Genomic DNA, 17,037 nt, shown 5'->3' on the forward strand with positions numbered 1-17,037 from the left:
ACCTAGAGTTGACAGCTCACTTGAATATTGTCTAATTGCTCGATAACACGTTTAACGTGCTTATCTTGCCGCGTTGCTACGGATTGAACATCCGCGTCGGCGACTAACTCGGCTAGGGAAATACTGTTTAAAAATTCTTCAATTCGCACACTTAAATCAGACCACAATGAATGAGTCAGACAGCGCATACCGCTTTGGCAACCGCCGCCTTCGCCGTGACAACGTGTTGCGTCAACGGACTCGTCAACTGCATTAATCACATCACCAACGGAAATTGTGTGTGCATCACGGCCTAATAAGTAGCCGCCGCCAGGACCACGTACAGAGCTAACTAAGCCATGTTTACGTAGACGGGCAAATAATTGTTCAAGGTAAGATAGCGAAATCTCTTGTCGTTCAGAGATATCGGCTAGTGGAACAGGGCCAATACTTGCGTGTAACGCAACATCTAACATTGCTGTCACGGCGTATCTGCCTTTTGATGTCAGTTTCATGCATAACCCCCGCTAATTTACCAAGCCGCAAATTTTAATTACTTGACTAAGATAGTCAAGTATTAACCAAGCATAATAACGGCTTTAAATCTGCAACCCTCGTATGCCTACCCGAAATACCTGAGTAATTTAATCAGGTATTATGGATATTGTAATTACCTGAGTATTTTAGTCAAGTATTAGTGATGAAGATTTATGCAAGATTTCACAAAAGGAATGGTTGATATTTAGACAATAGAAATATAACAGTATTGGCGCGCTGAGTTGGCCAATACTGTTATCGTGTTTGGTTTACTTGTTAGTAGATTTATCTATCGAACTTAGGATCCCACGTAGAATATTAAGTTCTTGATCTTCCGGTCTAGCACGGTTGAACAAACGCTTTAGCTTAGTCATTACCATGCCCGGATGCTGTTTGATGATAAAGCCGGTGTCATTCAGGGTATTTTCAAGATGTTCGTAGAATAACTCCATCTGCTTTGATGATGGGTAAATCGTTTCATCTACTTCTTCTGGCTGCTTTTCTTGCGTGTCTAGATATGTCATACGCGTTTCGTAGGCCAAAGTTTGCACTGCCATCGCAAGATTAAGCGAGCTATACTCAGGGTTAGCTGGAATACACACATGATAGTTGCACAATTGCAACTCTTCATTTGTTAGGCCGCTATTCTCACGACCGAATACAAGGGCGACAGGACCATTCACCGACTCAGCAACCAATTTTTGTGCACACTCACGCGGGTCTACCATTGGCCACGACAAAGTGCGTGAGCGCGCACTCGTGCCAATAGTTAAAGCGCAATCAGCAATCGCCTCTTGAAGTGTATCGACTTTAGTCGCTGCACCCAACACGTCGGTTGCGCCAGCCGCCAATGCACTTGCATGGCTGTCCACTTCACATGCAGGGTCAACTAAATAAAGCTTAGATAACCCCATCGTCTTCATCGCTCTCGCAACAGAGCCAATATTGCCAGAGTGTGAGGTGTTCACTAATACAATTCGAATATCTTCTAAAGCCATTTACACGAGTCTCAAACAAAAATAATGGCGCAGTGTAGCATATCTGATTTGCGTTTTTCCAAGCTCCACAACCAGAAATTAAAAATCTTTACGCAGCAACGGAGTACAAAAAACAACCAGAAAAATTCACAATTGGTTATTTACTTTAGAGAAAAAACCGCTAGAATACGCCGGCTCAAAATGATCCTGTTCTTTTACAACCTAAAGGTAATGCTATGCATCCAATGTTGAACATTGCGGTACGCGCTGCGCGTAACGCAGGTAAGATTATCCTACGTGCAAGTGAAGATTTATCGCGCGTTGAAGCCACTCAAAAAGGCACTAATGATTTAGTAACTAACATCGATAAAGATGCGGAATCAATCGTTCGTGACACAATTTTAAAATCTTACCCTGATCACTCTATTGTTGGTGAAGAATTTGGTCATCACGAAGGCAAAGATGCAGACTACCTTTGGGTTATCGATCCTCTAGACGGTACAACTAACTTCGTTAAAGGTATCCCTCATTATGCTGTTTCTATCGCGCTAAGAGTTAAAGGCCGCGTAGAGCAAGCTGTTGTATACGATCCAATCCGCGACGAATTATTTACTGCTTCTCGTGGCCAAGGCGCACAGCTAAACAACAAACGTATTCGTGTATCTAAGTCTATTGAATTACAAGGCACTGTGCTTGCCACAGGTTTCCCTTTCAAGCAAAAGCACCACATGGATGCCTACCTAGAAGCGTTCAAAGCATTATTCATTCATACAGCTGATATCCGCCGCGCGGGCTCTGCAGCTTTAGACATGGCATATGTTGCAGCAGGTCGTATGGATGGCTTCTTTGAAATTGGCCTTAAGCCTTGGGATACAGCGGCCGGTGAGCTGTTAGTAAAAGAAGCAGGCGGTATGGTCACTGATTTTGCAGGCGGTGCTAACTTTAACCGTAGCGGCAACATCATCTGTGGCGCACCTAAGCTTTGCCAAGCGATTGTAAAAGAAATTCGCCCAGTATTAACTGAGTCATTGTTAAAATAATAACTCTGGCTTAGATGAAAAAACCCAAGCAGTGCTTGGGTTTTTTGTATCTGATTGAGTCTAAGAATAACAATAGTAAGAGCTAACTGTTATTCCAAACTCAGGTATTTACGCTGAGCGTCGGATGCCTACTTAATTTCAACACGGGCTGAGCGCATCACGATTTCATCGTTTAGCTCAATACCAAGCCCCGGCTCTTCTGACACTTTAAAGATACCGTTCTTAGGCTGCGGGTCTTGCAAGCATAGCTCTCTGTTCCACTTTTTGATTGCGTAAGTATGGTGCTCATGGATCAGGAAGTTTGGGATCGCGGTTTCTAAGTGTAATGAAGCTGCGGTTGCTACCGGGCCGCCACAGACGTGCGCCTGAATACGGATATCAAAGATATCGGCGTAATCACATACCTTCTTAGTTTCCGTAAAGCCACCACATAGGCCAATATCTGGCTGCAGTACATCAATACTTTGATCTTCAAAATAAGGGCGAACACCCCAGCGATTATACAAACGTTCACCACCAGCGATTGGCACAGAGGTCTTGTTGGCTACCTTTGCATGTAAAGAGTGGTTAAGATAGTTCACTGGCTCTTCATAATACATACAATCAAATTCTTCGGCGATGTCTGCAATTTGAATAGCTGATGTCGCGCCTGGTAAGCTGTGGCACTCAAAAATAATGTCCACTTCATCACCTACCGCTTCACGTATTGCTTTCATTCTTGCACGGTATAATTTCATTTCCGCGCGCGAGATAAGCTTAGTTCTATCGTAATAGGTGTTACCATCTTTATCGTACTGAATTGGGTCAACTTTAACCGCATCGTACCCTTCTGCAATGGCTTTGTGAGCCGCTTCAGCATATTCGTGTGGTTGAACTAATGCTTTAAACTCGCTGTCCCAGTCAAACTGTAATTGCGAGGCATAGGTGCGAAGCTCAGGGTTCACTTTACCACCAAGCAATTGATAAACAGGTAGGTTTAAGGCTTTACCTTTAATATCCCAAAGCGCGGTATCTATTGCTGACATTGCCGCATACACCACAGGTCCACCACCTAAACCCCAAAAGCTTTCTCTCAGCATACGTGACCAGAGCAGCTCGGTTTGAAAAGGGTCATGACCAATTAAAAAAGCTTCAGCCATTTCTTTGATCATACTGGCCGCAGCGCTGTGACCTAGGTCGTATGCAAGCCCTGCTTCACCAACCCCTGAAATGCCTTCATCGGTGTGAATACGAACAAAAACGGGTGTCCAAGCAGGTCTATCTGGACAATGAATATCGAAGACTTCGACGCGATTAACTTTCATGTTGACTCCTATTGAGCAAAGCTTGGGTCTAGGCGGTAAGCTTTACGAAGCATTGCGGGCCATGCTAATTGACCACCGGTGCTACCGCTATGCACGACATTCGCTTGGTTATAAATGTTATCAATAATGGGTTGTGGTACAGGTACCGCTTGCTGTCCCGTTGCTTGAATCGCAACTTGAATTTCGCATGCACGCTGTAAGTCATAAAAACGCATAAAGGCATCACCTACCGTTGGTCCAACAGTTAAACCACCGTGGTTCACCAGCAGCATATGATTGGTTGTACCTAAGTCATCTTGCAAGCGCTTTTTCTCATCCATATTCACTGCTAAGCCTTCATAGCCATGATACGATAGTGATGGTAAGGAGAACATACTATGCTGACTCAAAGGCAATAAACCACATTCTACACTCGCGACTGCGATCGTCTCTTTAGTATGAAGGTGGATAACGCAATGCGCATCTTCTCGCACCTCATGGATTGCACTGTGAATGGTGAAACCCGCGGGATTAATCTTAAATGGCGTATCATCAAGAATATTCCCTTCAAGATCGACTTTCACTAAATTAGAAGCGGTGACTTCATCAAAGGTCAGCCCAAAGGCGTTTACTAAATAATGATCCGTACCCGGCAAACGCGCCGACATATGCGTATAAATTAGATCTCCCCAACGAAAGTGCTCAACCAGTCGATAGCAAGCGGCAAGGTCAACACGCAGCTGCCATTCTTCTGCGCTTACTTTGTCTTTTAAATTTAACTGAGGTAATTCGAACATGGGGATCCCTTATTGACTCCACATTTGGATGTATAGAAGTCTAAATTAGCTTAATTATATCTTCAACTAAAAACCACCGCGAACGGTGGTTTTTTATCATCTTTGATATCTAACTTTGATGTTATTCAACTTTAGATAGATACTCTGCAATCGCATCGATTTCAGCGTCAGTGACATTAGCAACCATCGCCTTCATTGCTGCTGTCATACCGTTATTACGTTTACCTGATTTGATATCTTTCATTTGCGCCGCTAAATACTCTTTGCTTTGACCATTTAGCTTAGGATACAGAGGCATGATTGGTGCTTTACCATCTGCACCATGACAGGTTTGACACATCTTTGCTGTATATAATGCTTTACCATCTGCAGCCATTGAACTTGCTGAACCTAGTGCGCAAATTGCCACCGTAGTCCCTACTAGTAGTTTTTTCATCTTGCTCATATCATTACTCTTTTTATTGACGGTTAACGTTGTAAGTCAGTGTAGACTAAAGTTCGACCTAAAGCCTAATCACTACCACATCAAATCATCTGGGACTTCAAAGTCAGCGTAAGGGTCATCCTCATCACCTTGCTGATTGTCCTCAACATGGAAAACGATATATTTCTCGTCTACCTCTGCGATCTTTCTAGCTGGTTCATCTTGTAGTACGTAGAACTGCTCTTCTAACACACAAATCGCTAAACGCCCCTTTGATAGCGCTTTTTGTGTTTCGGAATTAACTTCTAACTCCTTCACCTTATTTTGGTATGTGAAGTTAAAGGTCACATTGCCGCGGATCTCATCTTGGTTATGATGTTCTAAGATCTGCTTCACACGAGCAATTTGTTCTTTATCTTTTAGCGTTTCTTGCTTCGCTTTATTTAGCTCTTCGGCACGCTTTTGCTGCTCAAGCTTCGTTTGCTCAATATGTTTTTGAAGATCTGTTTGGTCGCTCGTTGCGCCTTTTTTCTTTTTCTTCTGCTGTTTACGCTTTTGTGTTTTTGCAACTTTCGCCTTGTGCTCAGTTGTTAGACCTGCTTTTAGCAACTGATCTTGCAGTGAACCCATCATGCAACTCCGTAAAATAGACTTTTCACTATTTTAACTCAGCAATTTCGATTGACCAGAGAGGAATCGGTCAATCTAATGCAAAACTACCAAAATTATTGTTACGCATCGTGATTTAGCGCAAAAAATTGTCATATAGTTTGCTTTAATTTAAGCTAACTCATCGAAATAAAAAGCCTTATTGCTCAATGCCCGTCATTCATCTATTGCTTTGCTCTGTTACCATTTTTTTTGTGCTCTATGCACCGCAGCCGCTGCTGGCTGAGTTTGCAGAGCAATTTAGTGTGTCAGCGTCAGATGCGGGCATGCTGATGTCAGCAACTATGCTACCTTTGGCTATCGCGCCAATCTGCTACGGATTATTGCTGGCAAAGTCCAATCCGCTACGCATTTTAAAATGGACCATGCTGCTGTTGGCACTCAGCAGTTTAGCATTTGCTTCAATGACTTCGTTTTCAGGTCTATTGTTTACCCGGTTAATTCAAGGACTATTATTACCTGCTGCACTTACTGCGATGACAGGTTATATCGGCCAACAGTTTAGTGGCTCACAGTTGAAAAGAAACATGAGCTTGTACATCGGAAGTACCATAGCCGGAGGCTATTTTGGCCGTACGCTTGCAGCCAACTTTACTGTCTGGTTTGAGTGGCAAAGTTTCTATTACCTAAACGCATTGTTATTGATTGTGCTAGCATTTAGCATTCGGGCCAGCAAGAACAAACCACCAATAATTCACGCGACAAGGATCAGGGACTACCTGGCACCACTCAAGCAATCACGCCTAGTGAGATTATACAGCTCTGTATTTTGTATGTTTTTCTGCTTCGCGGGACTACTTAACTTTTTACCTTTTATACTCAAGTACGACTTTAATTTAACCGATCCCAGCAAAGTGGGCTGGGTCTATACAGGCTATTTAGTTGGTGCTTTAGGGTCTATCGTTACACCTTGGCTACAAAGTAAATTTCATTCTACCTGGCGATTTTTAGCTGTGATGTTCTTCATCTATGCTACAACCATTGCGCTATTACCCGTGGCGTCTGTGTTCTTTTTTGTGGTCTTATTTACGCTATTCTGCGCCTGTATGTTTGTGATCCATTCAACCGCTGCGCCATTAGCCAACAGTATTAGTCAGGCACCTGCAACCGTCACTAATGGCGCTTATGTTTCATTTTATTATTCCGGAGGCGTGCTGGGTTCTTATCTTCCGGGTTTGATTTATGAGCAAGCTGGTATCACTTGGTTTTGTGCGTCACTTTTTACCGTCTGTACAGTCGGCTTAGCTCTGAGTTTGAGAAACACAGTCAACCCAGTGAGGTGAGTGCCCTGTGACTTGCCAAAAGCGTTTCAAATCTTCGAGCGTTAACACCCAAGTTTTAGTATTCACTAGAGGGTGACACTGCCATAACTGCGCAGATTGCAGTTCACTATCAAGCCATAATTCGACTTGTTGCTCACTGTCGTTATGCAATGTGAGTGCTGATACACAGCCTTGTTCCACTCCTAAATACTTTGCTAGCCTGTCCGTCGATGCAAAACCTAAACGCGACATCCCTTGAGATTTAGACAGCGCTTTTAGGTCGACTTGCTTATCTGCAGGAATAATAAAAAGAAAGTGTCGCTTTCCATAGTTATCTCGGAGGAAGAGATTTTTCAGTCGCGTCCCTTTTCTCTCTAACTTCAAGTTGTCAGCATCTAGACAAGTATGTAACGGTGGGTGCTCATAATTGAGATAGTTGATATCTAGCTGAGCGAGCCGCTCTGCAAGTGCACTTGGATTGTTTCTGATCACAAACACTTACCTCGTAACTGAACGCTACGCTGTCGCCAGTATACATCGGTAATTTTATGACCTGAATTACAGTAGTCCGCCTCAATCAAAGCCGGTTTTAACAAGGCGACGGCTTGCTCTTCTAACTTGAGTTTTAGAGAGGGGGAATCTTCAATACGCTCAAACTCGGCAAAACGTTTTAGCTCTCTTCTTGATATTGGCTTACTTGCATCCAGCTCCATTCGAGGTGTTGCTTGTACCGTTACAATGAAAGCAAATTCTTTATCACCAGTTGGCGAAAGACGCTTATGAAGAGATTGTTTTTCGATAATAAGTTCAGGCTCATCAGGCTGTGATGCACAACTCGCTAGCAGCCCAATAATGAGAATAGAAAAGATATGACGCAGAACCATAATTCGCTTAATTCGTTTTATTTTCAGTTCAGTGTAACAAAGACTATAAAAAAATAGCGAAATTTTTTGTCTGGGGTTGACGAGAATATAAAAAATGATTAAATTTCGCTTCGTCTACTGACGGAATGTGGGGCTATAGCTCAGCTGGGAGAGCGCCTGCCTTGCACGCAGGAGGTCAGCAGTTCGATCCTGCTTAGCTCCACCACTTTCCGCTCTTCTTACTTCTTACTTCTTACTTCTTACTTCTTACTTCTTACTTCTTACTAAATTAACCCTCTAAATCGAAAAGAAAAAAGCCCAAGTCTTTCGACCCGAGCTTTGCAGTTACTTATGTCATTCTGTGTATACCACTGAGTATAATTCTTCCACCTACTCAAGCAGCATCAGTTCATTATTCTCTGATTTGGCCTTCACCATTCACTAAAAACTTTTCGGTTGTTAGCGACTCTAAGCCCATAGGTCCGTAAGCGTGCAATTTGGTGGTAGCAATACCAATCTCGGCACCTAAACCTAACGCTGAACCATCACTAAAGCGTGAAGAGGCATTAACCATCACAACAGAAGCATCTACACCACGTTGAAACAAATCAGCAGCTGCTTTGTCTTCCGTACAGATAACTTCGGTATGGTGACTACCAAAGCGATCAATATGTGCAAGCGCTGCATTAAAATCAGCAACCTGACGAACCGCTATTTCAAGGCTCAAGTATTCTTCGCCAAATTCGTCATCACTTAATTCAACTGCATTATCAAAATAAGTTACGGTTTGCTTACACGCATTAATTTTCACACCCCTTTCTGCTAGTGCTGCAGCAACTTTCGGTAAAAAAGTCGGAGCGATATCTTGATGAACGATTAACCCTTCAAGCGCATTACACACACCAGTACGCTGCGTTTTACCGTTTAACAGAAGCGCCATTGCTTTATCGAGATCGGCCGCTTTGTCTATATATAAGTGACACACGCCTTTAAAATGCTGGATCACTGGCACCGTACTATTCTCAGTAACGAAATTGATTAGACCCTCACCGCCACGTGGGATGATAAGGTCAATATATTCTTTTTGCTGCATCAGCTCCATTAACAACGCGCGGTCTGGATCCGGAATAACAGAAACCAACGCGGCAGGTAGATTATGTTTTTCGAGCGCCTTATGCATCGCTTTTGCGATCTCCAAAGAACTTGCTAACGCTTCTTTACCACCACGCAAAATAACACCATTACCTGATTTAAAACACAGCGCACCGGCGTCAGCGGTGACATTGGGGCGCGCCTCATAAATCATGCAAACAACACCAAGTGGCACTCGCATCTTGCTGATTTTAATGCCATTTGGTCTTACACCCATGTCTCTACGTGCACCCACTGGATCGTCCAGTTGAATGATGGTCTCAATGCCCTCAGCCATGCTTTCAATCCGCGCTTGGTTAAGCGTTAATCTATCTATCATGGCGTCGCTAAGCTGGTTATCACGAGCAGCAGCTAAGTCAGCTTCATTGGCTTTAATAATGGCATCGCTGTTATCACGGATCCCTTTTGCCATATCTGCTAACACTGCATTTTTTTGCTCTGTAGATAATAGTGCTAACTGTTTCGCTGCTTTTGCAGCCTGTGATGAAATATCTGTGATTAAGCTCATGTCTTATGACTTCTCCAATAATGCAATATCTTGTTCTGAAATAACGGGTCCGATGCTATCTTGAATTCTTTCGCTGATCGGATTCTCTTCATGTTCAGTTAAAAAGTTCAGCAGGCAGCTACTGTAATTGGTGGTTGCTTTGGCTAAGCGCTTACCATCTTTACTCCTCACGAGTACGGTATCTCCAACAGAAAACTCACCTTTTACTTCAGTGATTTCATCGCCACTTAACTGACCCACCACTTGATTTTCGCCTGAGCCATAATCGCTATCTACGACCAGCTCACCTTGCTCTGATGCTGTGTGAGTCATCCAATGCACTGCTTCTTGCATCGGTTTATCATAGGCTGTAAATACCGTGCCTGGATTTTTTCCCGCTAACAATAATTCAAAGGTTGTTTCTTCGAAGCCGTTAACAATATAAGTATCTATACCGTGAGACGTCGCCTTTTCAGCAGCTTCAATTTTAGTCTTCATACCACCGGTGCCAACCTTACTCGTTGGACAGCCTGCCATATCGTAGATTTCTTCAGTGATCTCTGTCACTTCTGAAATCAGCTCTGCATCAGCATGTAAATTCGGGTTTTTGTTATATAAACCACTGACATCGGAGCAAATAATTAGCCCGTCGGCATCTGCAGCCCCCGCTACCATGGCAGACAAATTATCGTTATCACCCACCTTCAAATCGTCTGTGGTCACAGTGTCATTTTCATTGATAATAGGCAGTATTCCATGATCGAGTAAAGTGAATATTGTTTCACGAATACTGGTATATCGCTCCCTGTCACGTAGGTCACCGTGAGTCAGCAATATCTGCGCCGACGGGAAGTCGAAGAAACGGTCCCACGTAGCCATCATCTCGGTTTGGCCAGCTGCCGCCATCGCTTTTTTCACCGCAATGCTAGGCTGCTCTGAGTTTGGAAATAAGTGCGACCCTGCTGCGACTGAACCTGAAGAGACAAGGATCACTTCGATACCTCGGGCTCGACAACGCACGATGAATTGCGCGATGCTGAGTAAATAGCGGGATCGACACCCATCTTGCTCTGGCGCGATCAACGCACTCCCGATCTTGATTACTATACGTTTTGACTGTTTCATCGACATAAATTCCTGCATTAAATTAACCATCCACTCACGAGTTGGTACTCCAAATATCTCCTATTAGAAGACAACAGAAAGCGCAATGCATCGACCAAAAAGTCGGCAAATAGATAAAACAAACAGACGTGCGACGGCAAAGACCTTAGTCCCATCATGTCGCCACACATGCTAAACCCAGACGCAGTAACAATCGTTAACTGGCTGACATTTCACTAATAGAAGATTGATTGTGACATCAAGTACTTAACCTTTGATGTCGAGCCGTTTCCAACAGGGCCACCATGGTTTGGTGCGGCCGGAAAGGCTGTACCGCAATGAATAATTGCGTAATGAGTAGATTGTGAATGACGGCGCGATTTACCCCACGCCTTGAACGCTTATTACCTTAACGTAAGCAAGGGTAAGATTGCAACCCTATCCCATGTTAATTATTTATGACCACCATAAATCAATTTTATAATACCTTATTTTCAGTAATTTATTCACTTTACCCTCATTCGCGCTGTGTTATAACAGGATGCTAGCTATACTGATAAAAATGTTGGGATAATCCAACCGGGGAGAATCTATGTCAGCAATCTACATTGCAGGTATTGCAGTATGTTCTGTAATAGCACAATGGCTTGCTTGGGCCTTTAAGGTTCCTGCAATTTTGTTTTTACTTCTTATTGGTCTTGCTTTGGGGCCATTTAGTGGCACGCTGGATCCAGATGCCTTACTCGGGGATTTACTCTTTCCCGTCGTCTCACTTTCCGTTGCCGTTATCCTTTTTGAAGGTTCACTAACCCTGCATTTTAAAGAACTCAAAGGAATTGGTAAGGTCGTACGAAACCTTTGTTCTATCGGGATGTTAGCAACCTTTGCGGTGATAGCAACGACCGCAATTTTCGTGCTGGAGCTTAACTGGCAAGTTGCCGCCGTTTTGGGCGCAGTACTTGTCGTGACCGGTCCAACAGTTATTGCCCCGATGCTGAACGCCATGCGCCCAGACAAAGACATAGACCGTATTTTACGTTGGGAAGGTATAGTCATAGACCCTATTGGTGCACTCTTTGCGGTACTCGTATTTGAAGCCGTATCTTTAGTTGGTGGCGAAGGTATCTTCAGTCACACCTTGTGGGCGCTCGTATCAACGCTTGGTGTTGGGATAAGTATTGGTGTCGCATCAGGTTACCTAACCACATACCTAATAAGAAAAGAGTGGCTTCCCTTTGAGCTTCACAAATTCGCCATTTTAGCGCTGGTGTTGTTTAGCTTTACGCTATCTAATCATCTGAGCCATGAGTCGGGTTTACTGGCCGTGACTATCTTTGGTATTTGGCTCGCTAACCAAGATGACTTGGAAATAGACTCAGTATTAGAGTTTAAAGAAGATCTCTCAATGATCCTGATTTCGAGCTTATTTATATTACTCGCGGCACGACTCAAGTTAGAAGATTTAATGCTGTTAGACACCGACGTCTTTATCTTTCTAGCTGTAGTATTATTTATTGCTCGACCACTGTCGATATTCTTATCGACGTTCAATACAGACTTACCGATAAAGTCTCGCATTCTGTTAAGTTGGATAGCTCCTCGAGGTATTGTTGCTGCAGCTGTAGGCTCAGTTTTTGCGTTGAGTATGACAAAATCACAAATAGCAGATGCGGATAAAATGGTGCCGCTTATTTTCACCGTCATCATTGTCACCGTGGTACTACAAAGCCTAACGGCAACGCCTTTCGCACGTCTTTTAGGAGTACGTCAACCAAAGCCCAATACCTTACTTATCATTGGTGCAAACCATGTAGCTAGAGCGGTGGCTAAAGGCTTAAAAGACCAAAATATTGATGTTTATCTCTCCGATCCCGCATGGGAAAACTGCAAGATGGCGAGAATGGACGGACTGCCTTGTTACTATGGTAACCCACAGTCGGAGCATGCAGAGCGTTACCTCCCGTTGACCAGCTTAAAGTCAGTGCTAGCGCTTTCACCTAACCGTCACCACAACGCTTTGGGTGTACAGTACTTTTCTCACTTACTTGGCGATCAATGTGTTTATTCGCTCAAATCATCCACTAACCACGCTAAGGCGAACAAAGATAGCGCCACTTTCCTTTCTCGCCAAATCTTGTTTGGCGACGAAGGTAATTACGCCAAGCTAAGTAGCATGATGGCTAAGGGCGGTAAAGTGAGCGTAACTCGGATCTCAGAAGAATTTAAATGGGAACAGTATAAAGAGGTTAACAGTGAAGCAATCCCGCTGTTTGTACTCACAGAGCAGACCAAAGATGAGGAACCCATCTTGATCCGCCCGTTTACCTCTGATATGAAGAAGCTTCCTGAAGAAGGCGACCGCGTATTGGCATTGCAGCCGCCTAAGTTAACGGTGCTTAAAGATCCAAATGCAAATAAAGAAGGCCAAATTGGTGCAAAGCTTAGCAGCCAGCAAATTACTTAACCTGAGATTTGGATAAGAAATAAGCTAGCTTTACCGGCTTTATTTAGGAACAAGCAAAGCGGCGTCACTTACGCCGCTTTTACTTTCCACTCATAATCTGCTGAAAGTAAAACCTATTGATCCAACGGAGTTAACCTGAGCCTCAGGTTATATAACCTAAACTCGGGATAAGAAGTAAGTTAATCCACTAAAATCACTAAGCTCAAAAGCGTAGTATCACTCTAGCCAGAAGTTATTTCTTAATACAAGGCAAATTTGTGCGTCAATAGCTGGCCTATTGCAAGCAAATTTAACGCAGTAGTAAGGGATAGCAGCTGCTAGAGAACAAGTTGTTATCCCGAATTCAGGTTATATAGGCAATCTCGCGCGCTTGACCACGCTATCAGGCATTTTGTTTGCCAATTGCCCTAATGCTACCTGAATCCGCTTATGTAGCTTTTTATCTGCAACTGCGGAATGGAACAACCATCGGTAGGCGTCTTCATAATCTCTAGGGCTACCATGACCTTGATTAAACACATCTACGAGTCTTAATTGAGCGTTTAAGTTGCCAAGTGCAGCGGCTTCTCTCAGATAGGTTACCGCCATCGCTTTATCTTCTTGCACTAACTGGCCAACATCATAGTAACGACCTAATTGTTCAAGCGCCGCGGCAAGGCCCTGCTCTGCAGCCCTTTTCATATAATAAAGGCCGAGCTCAACATCTCTGTCTACACACACGGCATAAGCTAACATGTCACCATAAAGAAACTGATACGAAGGCAGCGCCATGATTTCAGCACGCGCTTCAATATCTTTAACCAGCTGGCACTCATCCGCTTTAACCCGAGCAAGGTGTTGATTTTTTTCAATGAGTGCTAGTAGCTCTTGCTGCGTATACAAAGGCACAGCTTCGATAGCCTCTTCGGCAGATACTTTGCTCTGTATACTGAGACTTAAGGAAACACTCAATGCTGAAGCTGCAAAATAACGAAGTAAGTAATTCATCGAAGACCCATCAAAGTAAAGCTGATTGTTTAACTATAGCAGGCTGCAAAGGCAAATTACTTGCTCTGCAGCAACATCGACACTCAAATTTGATTAAGCATTATTTACGCCAAAGCGAAGTCTAATTTCATCATCTGAGCAAACATTCGCTTAGTTATCGGCAGAAAGACAAAAACTTGTAGGGTAATAGACACAAAAAAAGCTGCCGTAGCAGCTTTTTCTTTATTAATCGACAGCAGAATTATTCAGCAAAAGGGTTGCGAACAATCATTGTCTCAACGCGGTCTGGGCCTGTTGAAATGATATCAATTGGTACGCCAGTGATTTCTTCTAGGCGCTTGATATAGTTGATAGCGGCTTCTGGAAGCTGCTCAACAGAAGTTGCACCAAAGGTGTTTTCGCTCCAACCAGGCATTTCTTCGTATACTGGAGTCACTTTCTCATAGCCTTCAGCAGCAAGAGGAGTCACATTAGTCACAGTGCCGTCTTCTAATTGGTAACCAGTACAGATTTTCACTTTTTCTAGACCATCAAGTACGTCTAGTTTAGTTAAGCAGAAACCACTGATGCTGTTGATTTGAACTGCACGGCGCATTGCCACTGCATCAAACCAACCGGTACGACGTAAACGACCAGTCGTTGCACCAAACTCGTTGCCTTTCTCACCTAAGTGTCTGCCAACTGGGTCTTGCTTATCTTGACCATCGTAAAGCTCTGTAGGGAAAGGACCTGAACCAACACGAGTTGTGTAAGCTTTAACAATACCTAAAACGTAATCTAAGTGTAGCGGACCAAAACCTGCACCAGTCGCAACACCACCGGCTGTAGTGTTTGATGAAGTTACGTACGGGTAAGTACCGTGGTCAATATCAAGTAATGTACCTTGCGCACCTTCAAATAGAATATGGTCGCCAGCATTACGCGCTTGATCAAGTAGTTCAGTAACGTCAACAATCATTGACTTAAGTACTTTTGCTACTTCCATTGCATCATCGTATGTCTTCTGGAAGTCTACTGGGTCTACTTTGTAGTAGTTAACCAAGGCGAAGTTGTGGAACTCTAATACTTCTTTAAGCTTCGCAGCAAATTGCTCTGGGTTGAAAAGATCGCCAACACGTAAACCACGACGTGCAACCTTATCTTCGTATGCAGGGCCGATACCACGGCCAGTTGTACCAATGGCTTTTTCACCACGCGCTAGTTCACGCGCTTGGTCTAGTGCAACGTGGTAAGGCAAGATCAAAGGACATGCTTCGCTGATCAATAGACGCTCACGTACAGGAACGCCACGCGCTTCAAGCATGTGGATTTCTTTCATTAGTGCATCTGGTGCAAGTACTACACCATTACCAATTACACATTTAACGTCTTCGCGTAGTACACCTGATGGGATCAAGTGTAGTACCGTTTTCTCACCGTTAATTACTAGTGTATGGCCAGCATTGTGTCCGCCTTGATAGCGAACAACTAAAGAAGCCTTATCTGTAAGTAGGTCAACTACTTTACCTTTACCTTCGTCACCCCATTGGGTGCCTAATACAACGACGTTTTTACCCATTGCAAATTCACTTAGAAAAAATTAGGCGCAGATTTTACCAGAAAACCATAGTCGAAATCACCCCAATTTGCCTAATTTTTCTGCTTTCAATAAGATTGACGATGTAAAGCATCAAGGCAAGGTACATAACTTGTTGAAAAGGTGGATTAATAGCTGAAAATCAAACAACGCATTTTATTTTTATATCAAAATAGCTGTATTGTTCGGATTAATCGATAACTATCTCTTTGTTATCAAAAGTAAACTTTTATAAAACGTAAAAAGCCCAAAGGTTAACCTTTGGGCTTTTTAAAATATAGCTCAAGCTTGCTCGCGAGCAGTTAAGCTTGAGTGACTAGCCTATAGCTCTAAATCGTCTTCAACTTCAGCAAGACCTTTATCTTCTCCCTCTTCAGGCATAATAACCGCTTGCGCTAGGAGCATTTCTCTCAACTTGCCTTCAATTTCGTTGGCAATCTCAACATTTTCTTTTAAGAACTTAATCGAGTTTGCTTTACCCTGGCCAATCTTATTGCCGTTGTAGCTAAACCAAGCACCCGCTTTATCAACCAGTTTGTGTTTCACACCTAAGTCTATCAACTCACCTTGTTTCGACGTACCTTCACCGTACATGATGATGAACTCAGCTTGCTTAAATGGTGGTGCTACTTTGTTTTTCACAACCTTAACGCGAGTTTCGTTACCAACAACCTCATCACCTTCTTTCACTGAACCGATACGACGAATATCAAGACGTACGGATGCATAGAATTTAAGTGCGTTACCACCAGTTGTGGTTTCAGGGTTGCCAAACATCACACCAATCTTCATACGAATTTGGTTGATGAAAATACATAATGTGTTCGAACGTTTGATATTAGCAGTAAGCTTACGCAATGCTTGTGACATGAGTCGAGCTTGCAAACCAACATGTGAGTCACCCATATCGCCTTCGATTTCAGCTTTAGGGGTAAGTGCTGCTACCGAGTCAATAACAACCAAATCAACCGCACCAGAACGAACTAACATGTCACAAATTTCAAGCGCTTGTTCACCGGTGTCAGGCTGTGATACTAATAGCTCATCAACATTAACGCCTAGCTTTTCAGCATAGATTGGATCGAGTGCGTGTTCAGCATCAACGAACGCACATGTTTTACCAAGCTTCTGCGCTTCTGCAATCGCTTGTAATGTTAGCGTTGTTTTACCTGATGATTCTGGACCATAGATTTCAACAATACGACCAGTTGGTAAGCCGCCGATACCAAGTGCAATATCCAGACCTAGTGAACCAGTTGAGATGGCTTCAATATCTAGCGCCTTGTTCTCACCCAGTTTCATGATTGAGCCTTTACCAAACTGACGCTCAATTTGTGATAGTGCTGCGTCTAATGCCTTTTGCTTGTTATCGTTCATTTGCTTCTCCAATTCAGCGTAATGACACCTAGTATACTGTATGAAATTACAGTATCAAG

Annotated in this window: 16 protein-coding genes and 1 tRNA gene; 4 read left to right on the forward strand and 13 right to left on the reverse strand. The window is 43.4% G+C overall.

Annotation, left to right across the window (positions count from 1 at the left end):
* Nucleotides 1-2: 2 nt before the first annotated feature.
* Together iscR and trmJ are read right to left on the reverse strand one after the other, a co-directional pair.
* Nucleotides 3-494, reverse strand: coding sequence for a Fe-S cluster assembly transcriptional regulator IscR (gene iscR / locus CTT31_RS15325; RefSeq protein ID WP_010378960.1), 492 nt, complete (start codon nt 492-494; stop codon nt 3-5).
* A gap of 291 nt (nt 495-785) precedes the next feature.
* On the reverse strand, nt 786-1,514 hold the full coding sequence (gene trmJ / locus CTT31_RS15330; RefSeq protein ID WP_039493041.1) for a tRNA (cytosine(32)/uridine(32)-2'-O)-methyltransferase TrmJ: 729 nt from the start codon (nt 1,512-1,514) through the stop codon (nt 786-788).
* A gap of 215 nt (nt 1,515-1,729) precedes the next feature.
* Here trmJ and suhB point away from each other — a divergent pair, with 215 nt between their 5' ends.
* Nucleotides 1,730-2,533 carry an inositol-1-monophosphatase gene (gene suhB, locus CTT31_RS15335; protein ID WP_045988903.1) on the forward strand — a complete coding sequence of 268 codons (804 nt, stop codon included), beginning with the start codon at nt 1,730-1,732 and terminating at the stop codon, nt 2,531-2,533.
* 128 nt (nt 2,534-2,661) lie between these two features.
* On the opposite strand, the gene CTT31_RS15340 is transcribed toward suhB, so the two are convergent.
* The 4 genes from CTT31_RS15340 to CTT31_RS15355 all read right to left on the reverse strand — a co-directional run bounded on the left by CTT31_RS15340 (nt 2,662) and on the right by CTT31_RS15355 (nt 5,667).
* Complete coding sequence (locus CTT31_RS15340) at nt 2,662-3,837, reverse strand: mandelate racemase/muconate lactonizing enzyme family protein (protein ID WP_045988902.1); 1,176 nt, start codon at nt 3,835-3,837, stop codon at nt 2,662-2,664.
* A gap of 8 nt (nt 3,838-3,845) precedes the next feature.
* Nucleotides 3,846-4,613 carry a class II aldolase/adducin family protein gene (locus CTT31_RS15345; RefSeq protein WP_010607214.1) on the reverse strand — a complete coding sequence of 256 codons (768 nt, stop codon included), beginning with the start codon at nt 4,611-4,613 and terminating at the stop codon, nt 3,846-3,848.
* A 121-nt stretch (nt 4,614-4,734) separates the two neighbouring features.
* The gene (locus tag CTT31_RS15350; RefSeq protein WP_039493034.1) at nt 4,735-5,058 is read right to left on the reverse strand and encodes a c-type cytochrome; all 324 of its coding nucleotides are present in this window, start codon (nt 5,056-5,058) and stop codon (nt 4,735-4,737) included.
* A 72-nt stretch (nt 5,059-5,130) separates the two neighbouring features.
* Nucleotides 5,131-5,667 carry a DUF2058 domain-containing protein gene (locus CTT31_RS15355; RefSeq protein WP_010378951.1) on the reverse strand — a complete coding sequence of 179 codons (537 nt, stop codon included), beginning with the start codon at nt 5,665-5,667 and terminating at the stop codon, nt 5,131-5,133.
* Between the two features lie 188 nt (nt 5,668-5,855).
* Here CTT31_RS15355 and CTT31_RS15360 point away from each other — a divergent pair, with 188 nt between their 5' ends.
* Nucleotides 5,856-6,989 (forward strand): MFS transporter, encoded by a 1,134-nt coding sequence (locus CTT31_RS15360; RefSeq protein ID WP_211858624.1) that lies wholly within the window; start codon nt 5,856-5,858, stop codon nt 6,987-6,989.
* On the opposite strand, the gene CTT31_RS15365 is transcribed toward CTT31_RS15360, so the two are convergent.
* Together CTT31_RS15365 and CTT31_RS15370 are read right to left on the reverse strand one after the other, a co-directional pair.
* Complete coding sequence (locus tag CTT31_RS15365; protein ID WP_083229911.1) at nt 6,948-7,460, reverse strand: prolyl-tRNA synthetase associated domain-containing protein; 513 nt, start codon at nt 7,458-7,460, stop codon at nt 6,948-6,950. The genes CTT31_RS15360 and CTT31_RS15365 overlap by 42 nt on opposite strands.
* Nucleotides 7,457-7,852 (reverse strand): hypothetical protein, encoded by a 396-nt coding sequence (locus tag CTT31_RS15370; RefSeq protein ID WP_017218483.1) that lies wholly within the window; start codon nt 7,850-7,852, stop codon nt 7,457-7,459. Before CTT31_RS15370 ends, CTT31_RS15365 begins: the two co-directional genes overlap by 4 nt.
* A 129-nt stretch (nt 7,853-7,981) precedes the next feature.
* Here CTT31_RS15370 and CTT31_RS15375 point away from each other — a divergent pair.
* Nucleotides 7,982-8,057: transfer RNA gene (locus CTT31_RS15375), tRNA-Ala, on the forward strand.
* A 186-nt stretch (nt 8,058-8,243) separates the two neighbouring features.
* Here CTT31_RS15375 and CTT31_RS15380 read toward each other — a convergent pair.
* Both CTT31_RS15380 and proB read right to left on the reverse strand, forming a co-directional pair.
* Nucleotides 8,244-9,491: a glutamate-5-semialdehyde dehydrogenase gene (locus CTT31_RS15380; RefSeq protein ID WP_211858626.1), complete on the reverse strand. Its 1,248-nt coding sequence runs from the start codon at nt 9,489-9,491 to the stop codon at nt 8,244-8,246.
* 3 nt (nt 9,492-9,494) lie between these two features.
* Nucleotides 9,495-10,601 (reverse strand): glutamate 5-kinase, encoded by a 1,107-nt coding sequence (gene proB, locus CTT31_RS15385; RefSeq protein WP_026001031.1) that lies wholly within the window; start codon nt 10,599-10,601, stop codon nt 9,495-9,497.
* A gap of 565 nt (nt 10,602-11,166) precedes the next feature.
* Here proB and CTT31_RS15390 point away from each other — a divergent pair.
* The gene (locus CTT31_RS15390; protein ID WP_211858627.1) at nt 11,167-13,038 is read left to right on the forward strand and encodes a cation:proton antiporter; all 1,872 of its coding nucleotides are present in this window, start codon (nt 11,167-11,169) and stop codon (nt 13,036-13,038) included.
* A gap of 348 nt (nt 13,039-13,386) precedes the next feature.
* Here CTT31_RS15390 and CTT31_RS15395 read toward each other — a convergent pair whose 3' ends face one another.
* The 3 genes from CTT31_RS15395 to recA all read right to left on the reverse strand — a co-directional run bounded on the left by CTT31_RS15395 (nt 13,387) and on the right by recA (nt 16,978).
* A complete protein-coding gene (locus tag CTT31_RS15395) occupies nt 13,387-14,025 on the reverse strand; it encodes a tetratricopeptide repeat protein (RefSeq protein ID WP_010378945.1) in 639 nt (212 codons plus the stop codon).
* Nucleotides 14,026-14,266: 241 nt separating this feature from the next.
* The gene (locus tag CTT31_RS15400; protein ID WP_010378944.1) at nt 14,267-15,583 is read right to left on the reverse strand and encodes an adenylosuccinate synthase; all 1,317 of its coding nucleotides are present in this window, start codon (nt 15,581-15,583) and stop codon (nt 14,267-14,269) included.
* A 339-nt stretch (nt 15,584-15,922) separates the two neighbouring features.
* Nucleotides 15,923-16,978, reverse strand: coding sequence for a recombinase RecA (gene recA / locus CTT31_RS15405; RefSeq protein ID WP_017218478.1), 1,056 nt, complete (start codon nt 16,976-16,978; stop codon nt 15,923-15,925).
* Between the last annotated feature and the right edge of the window lie 59 nt (nt 16,979-17,037).

The sequence above is a fragment of the Pseudoalteromonas maricaloris genome, from assembly GCF_024746855.1.
Classification (GTDB): Bacteria; Pseudomonadota; Gammaproteobacteria; order Enterobacterales; family Alteromonadaceae; genus Pseudoalteromonas; species Pseudoalteromonas maricaloris.

Coding starts and splice junctions, on each gene's coding strand:
- iscR (WP_010378960.1), bottom strand. CDS start 494: ATGAAACTGACATCAAAAGGCAGATACGCCGTGACAGCAATGTTAGAT.
- trmJ (WP_039493041.1), bottom strand. CDS start 1,514: ATGGCTTTAGAAGATATTCGAATTGTATTAGTGAACACCTCACACTCT.
- suhB (WP_045988903.1), top strand. CDS start 1,730: ATGCATCCAATGTTGAACATTGCGGTACGCGCTGCGCGTAACGCAGGT.
- CTT31_RS15340 (WP_045988902.1), bottom strand. CDS start 3,837: ATGAAAGTTAATCGCGTCGAAGTCTTCGATATTCATTGTCCAGATAGA.
- CTT31_RS15345 (WP_010607214.1), bottom strand. CDS start 4,613: ATGTTCGAATTACCTCAGTTAAATTTAAAAGACAAAGTAAGCGCAGAA.
- CTT31_RS15350 (WP_039493034.1), bottom strand. CDS start 5,058: ATGAGCAAGATGAAAAAACTACTAGTAGGGACTACGGTGGCAATTTGC.
- CTT31_RS15355 (WP_010378951.1), bottom strand. CDS start 5,667: ATGGGTTCACTGCAAGATCAGTTGCTAAAAGCAGGTCTAACAACTGAG.
- CTT31_RS15360 (WP_211858624.1), top strand. CDS start 5,856: ATGCCCGTCATTCATCTATTGCTTTGCTCTGTTACCATTTTTTTTGTG.
- CTT31_RS15370 (WP_017218483.1), bottom strand. CDS start 7,852: ATGGTTCTGCGTCATATCTTTTCTATTCTCATTATTGGGCTGCTAGCG.
- CTT31_RS15380 (WP_211858626.1), bottom strand. CDS start 9,491: ATGAGCTTAATCACAGATATTTCATCACAGGCTGCAAAAGCAGCGAAA.
- proB (WP_026001031.1), bottom strand. CDS start 10,601: ATGTCGATGAAACAGTCAAAACGTATAGTAATCAAGATCGGGAGTGCG.
- CTT31_RS15390 (WP_211858627.1), top strand. CDS start 11,167: ATGTCAGCAATCTACATTGCAGGTATTGCAGTATGTTCTGTAATAGCA.
- CTT31_RS15395 (WP_010378945.1), bottom strand. CDS start 14,025: ATGAATTACTTACTTCGTTATTTTGCAGCTTCAGCATTGAGTGTTTCC.
- CTT31_RS15400 (WP_010378944.1), bottom strand. CDS start 15,583: ATGGGTAAAAACGTCGTTGTATTAGGCACCCAATGGGGTGACGAAGGT.
- recA (WP_017218478.1), bottom strand. CDS start 16,978: ATGAACGATAACAAGCAAAAGGCATTAGACGCAGCACTATCACAAATT.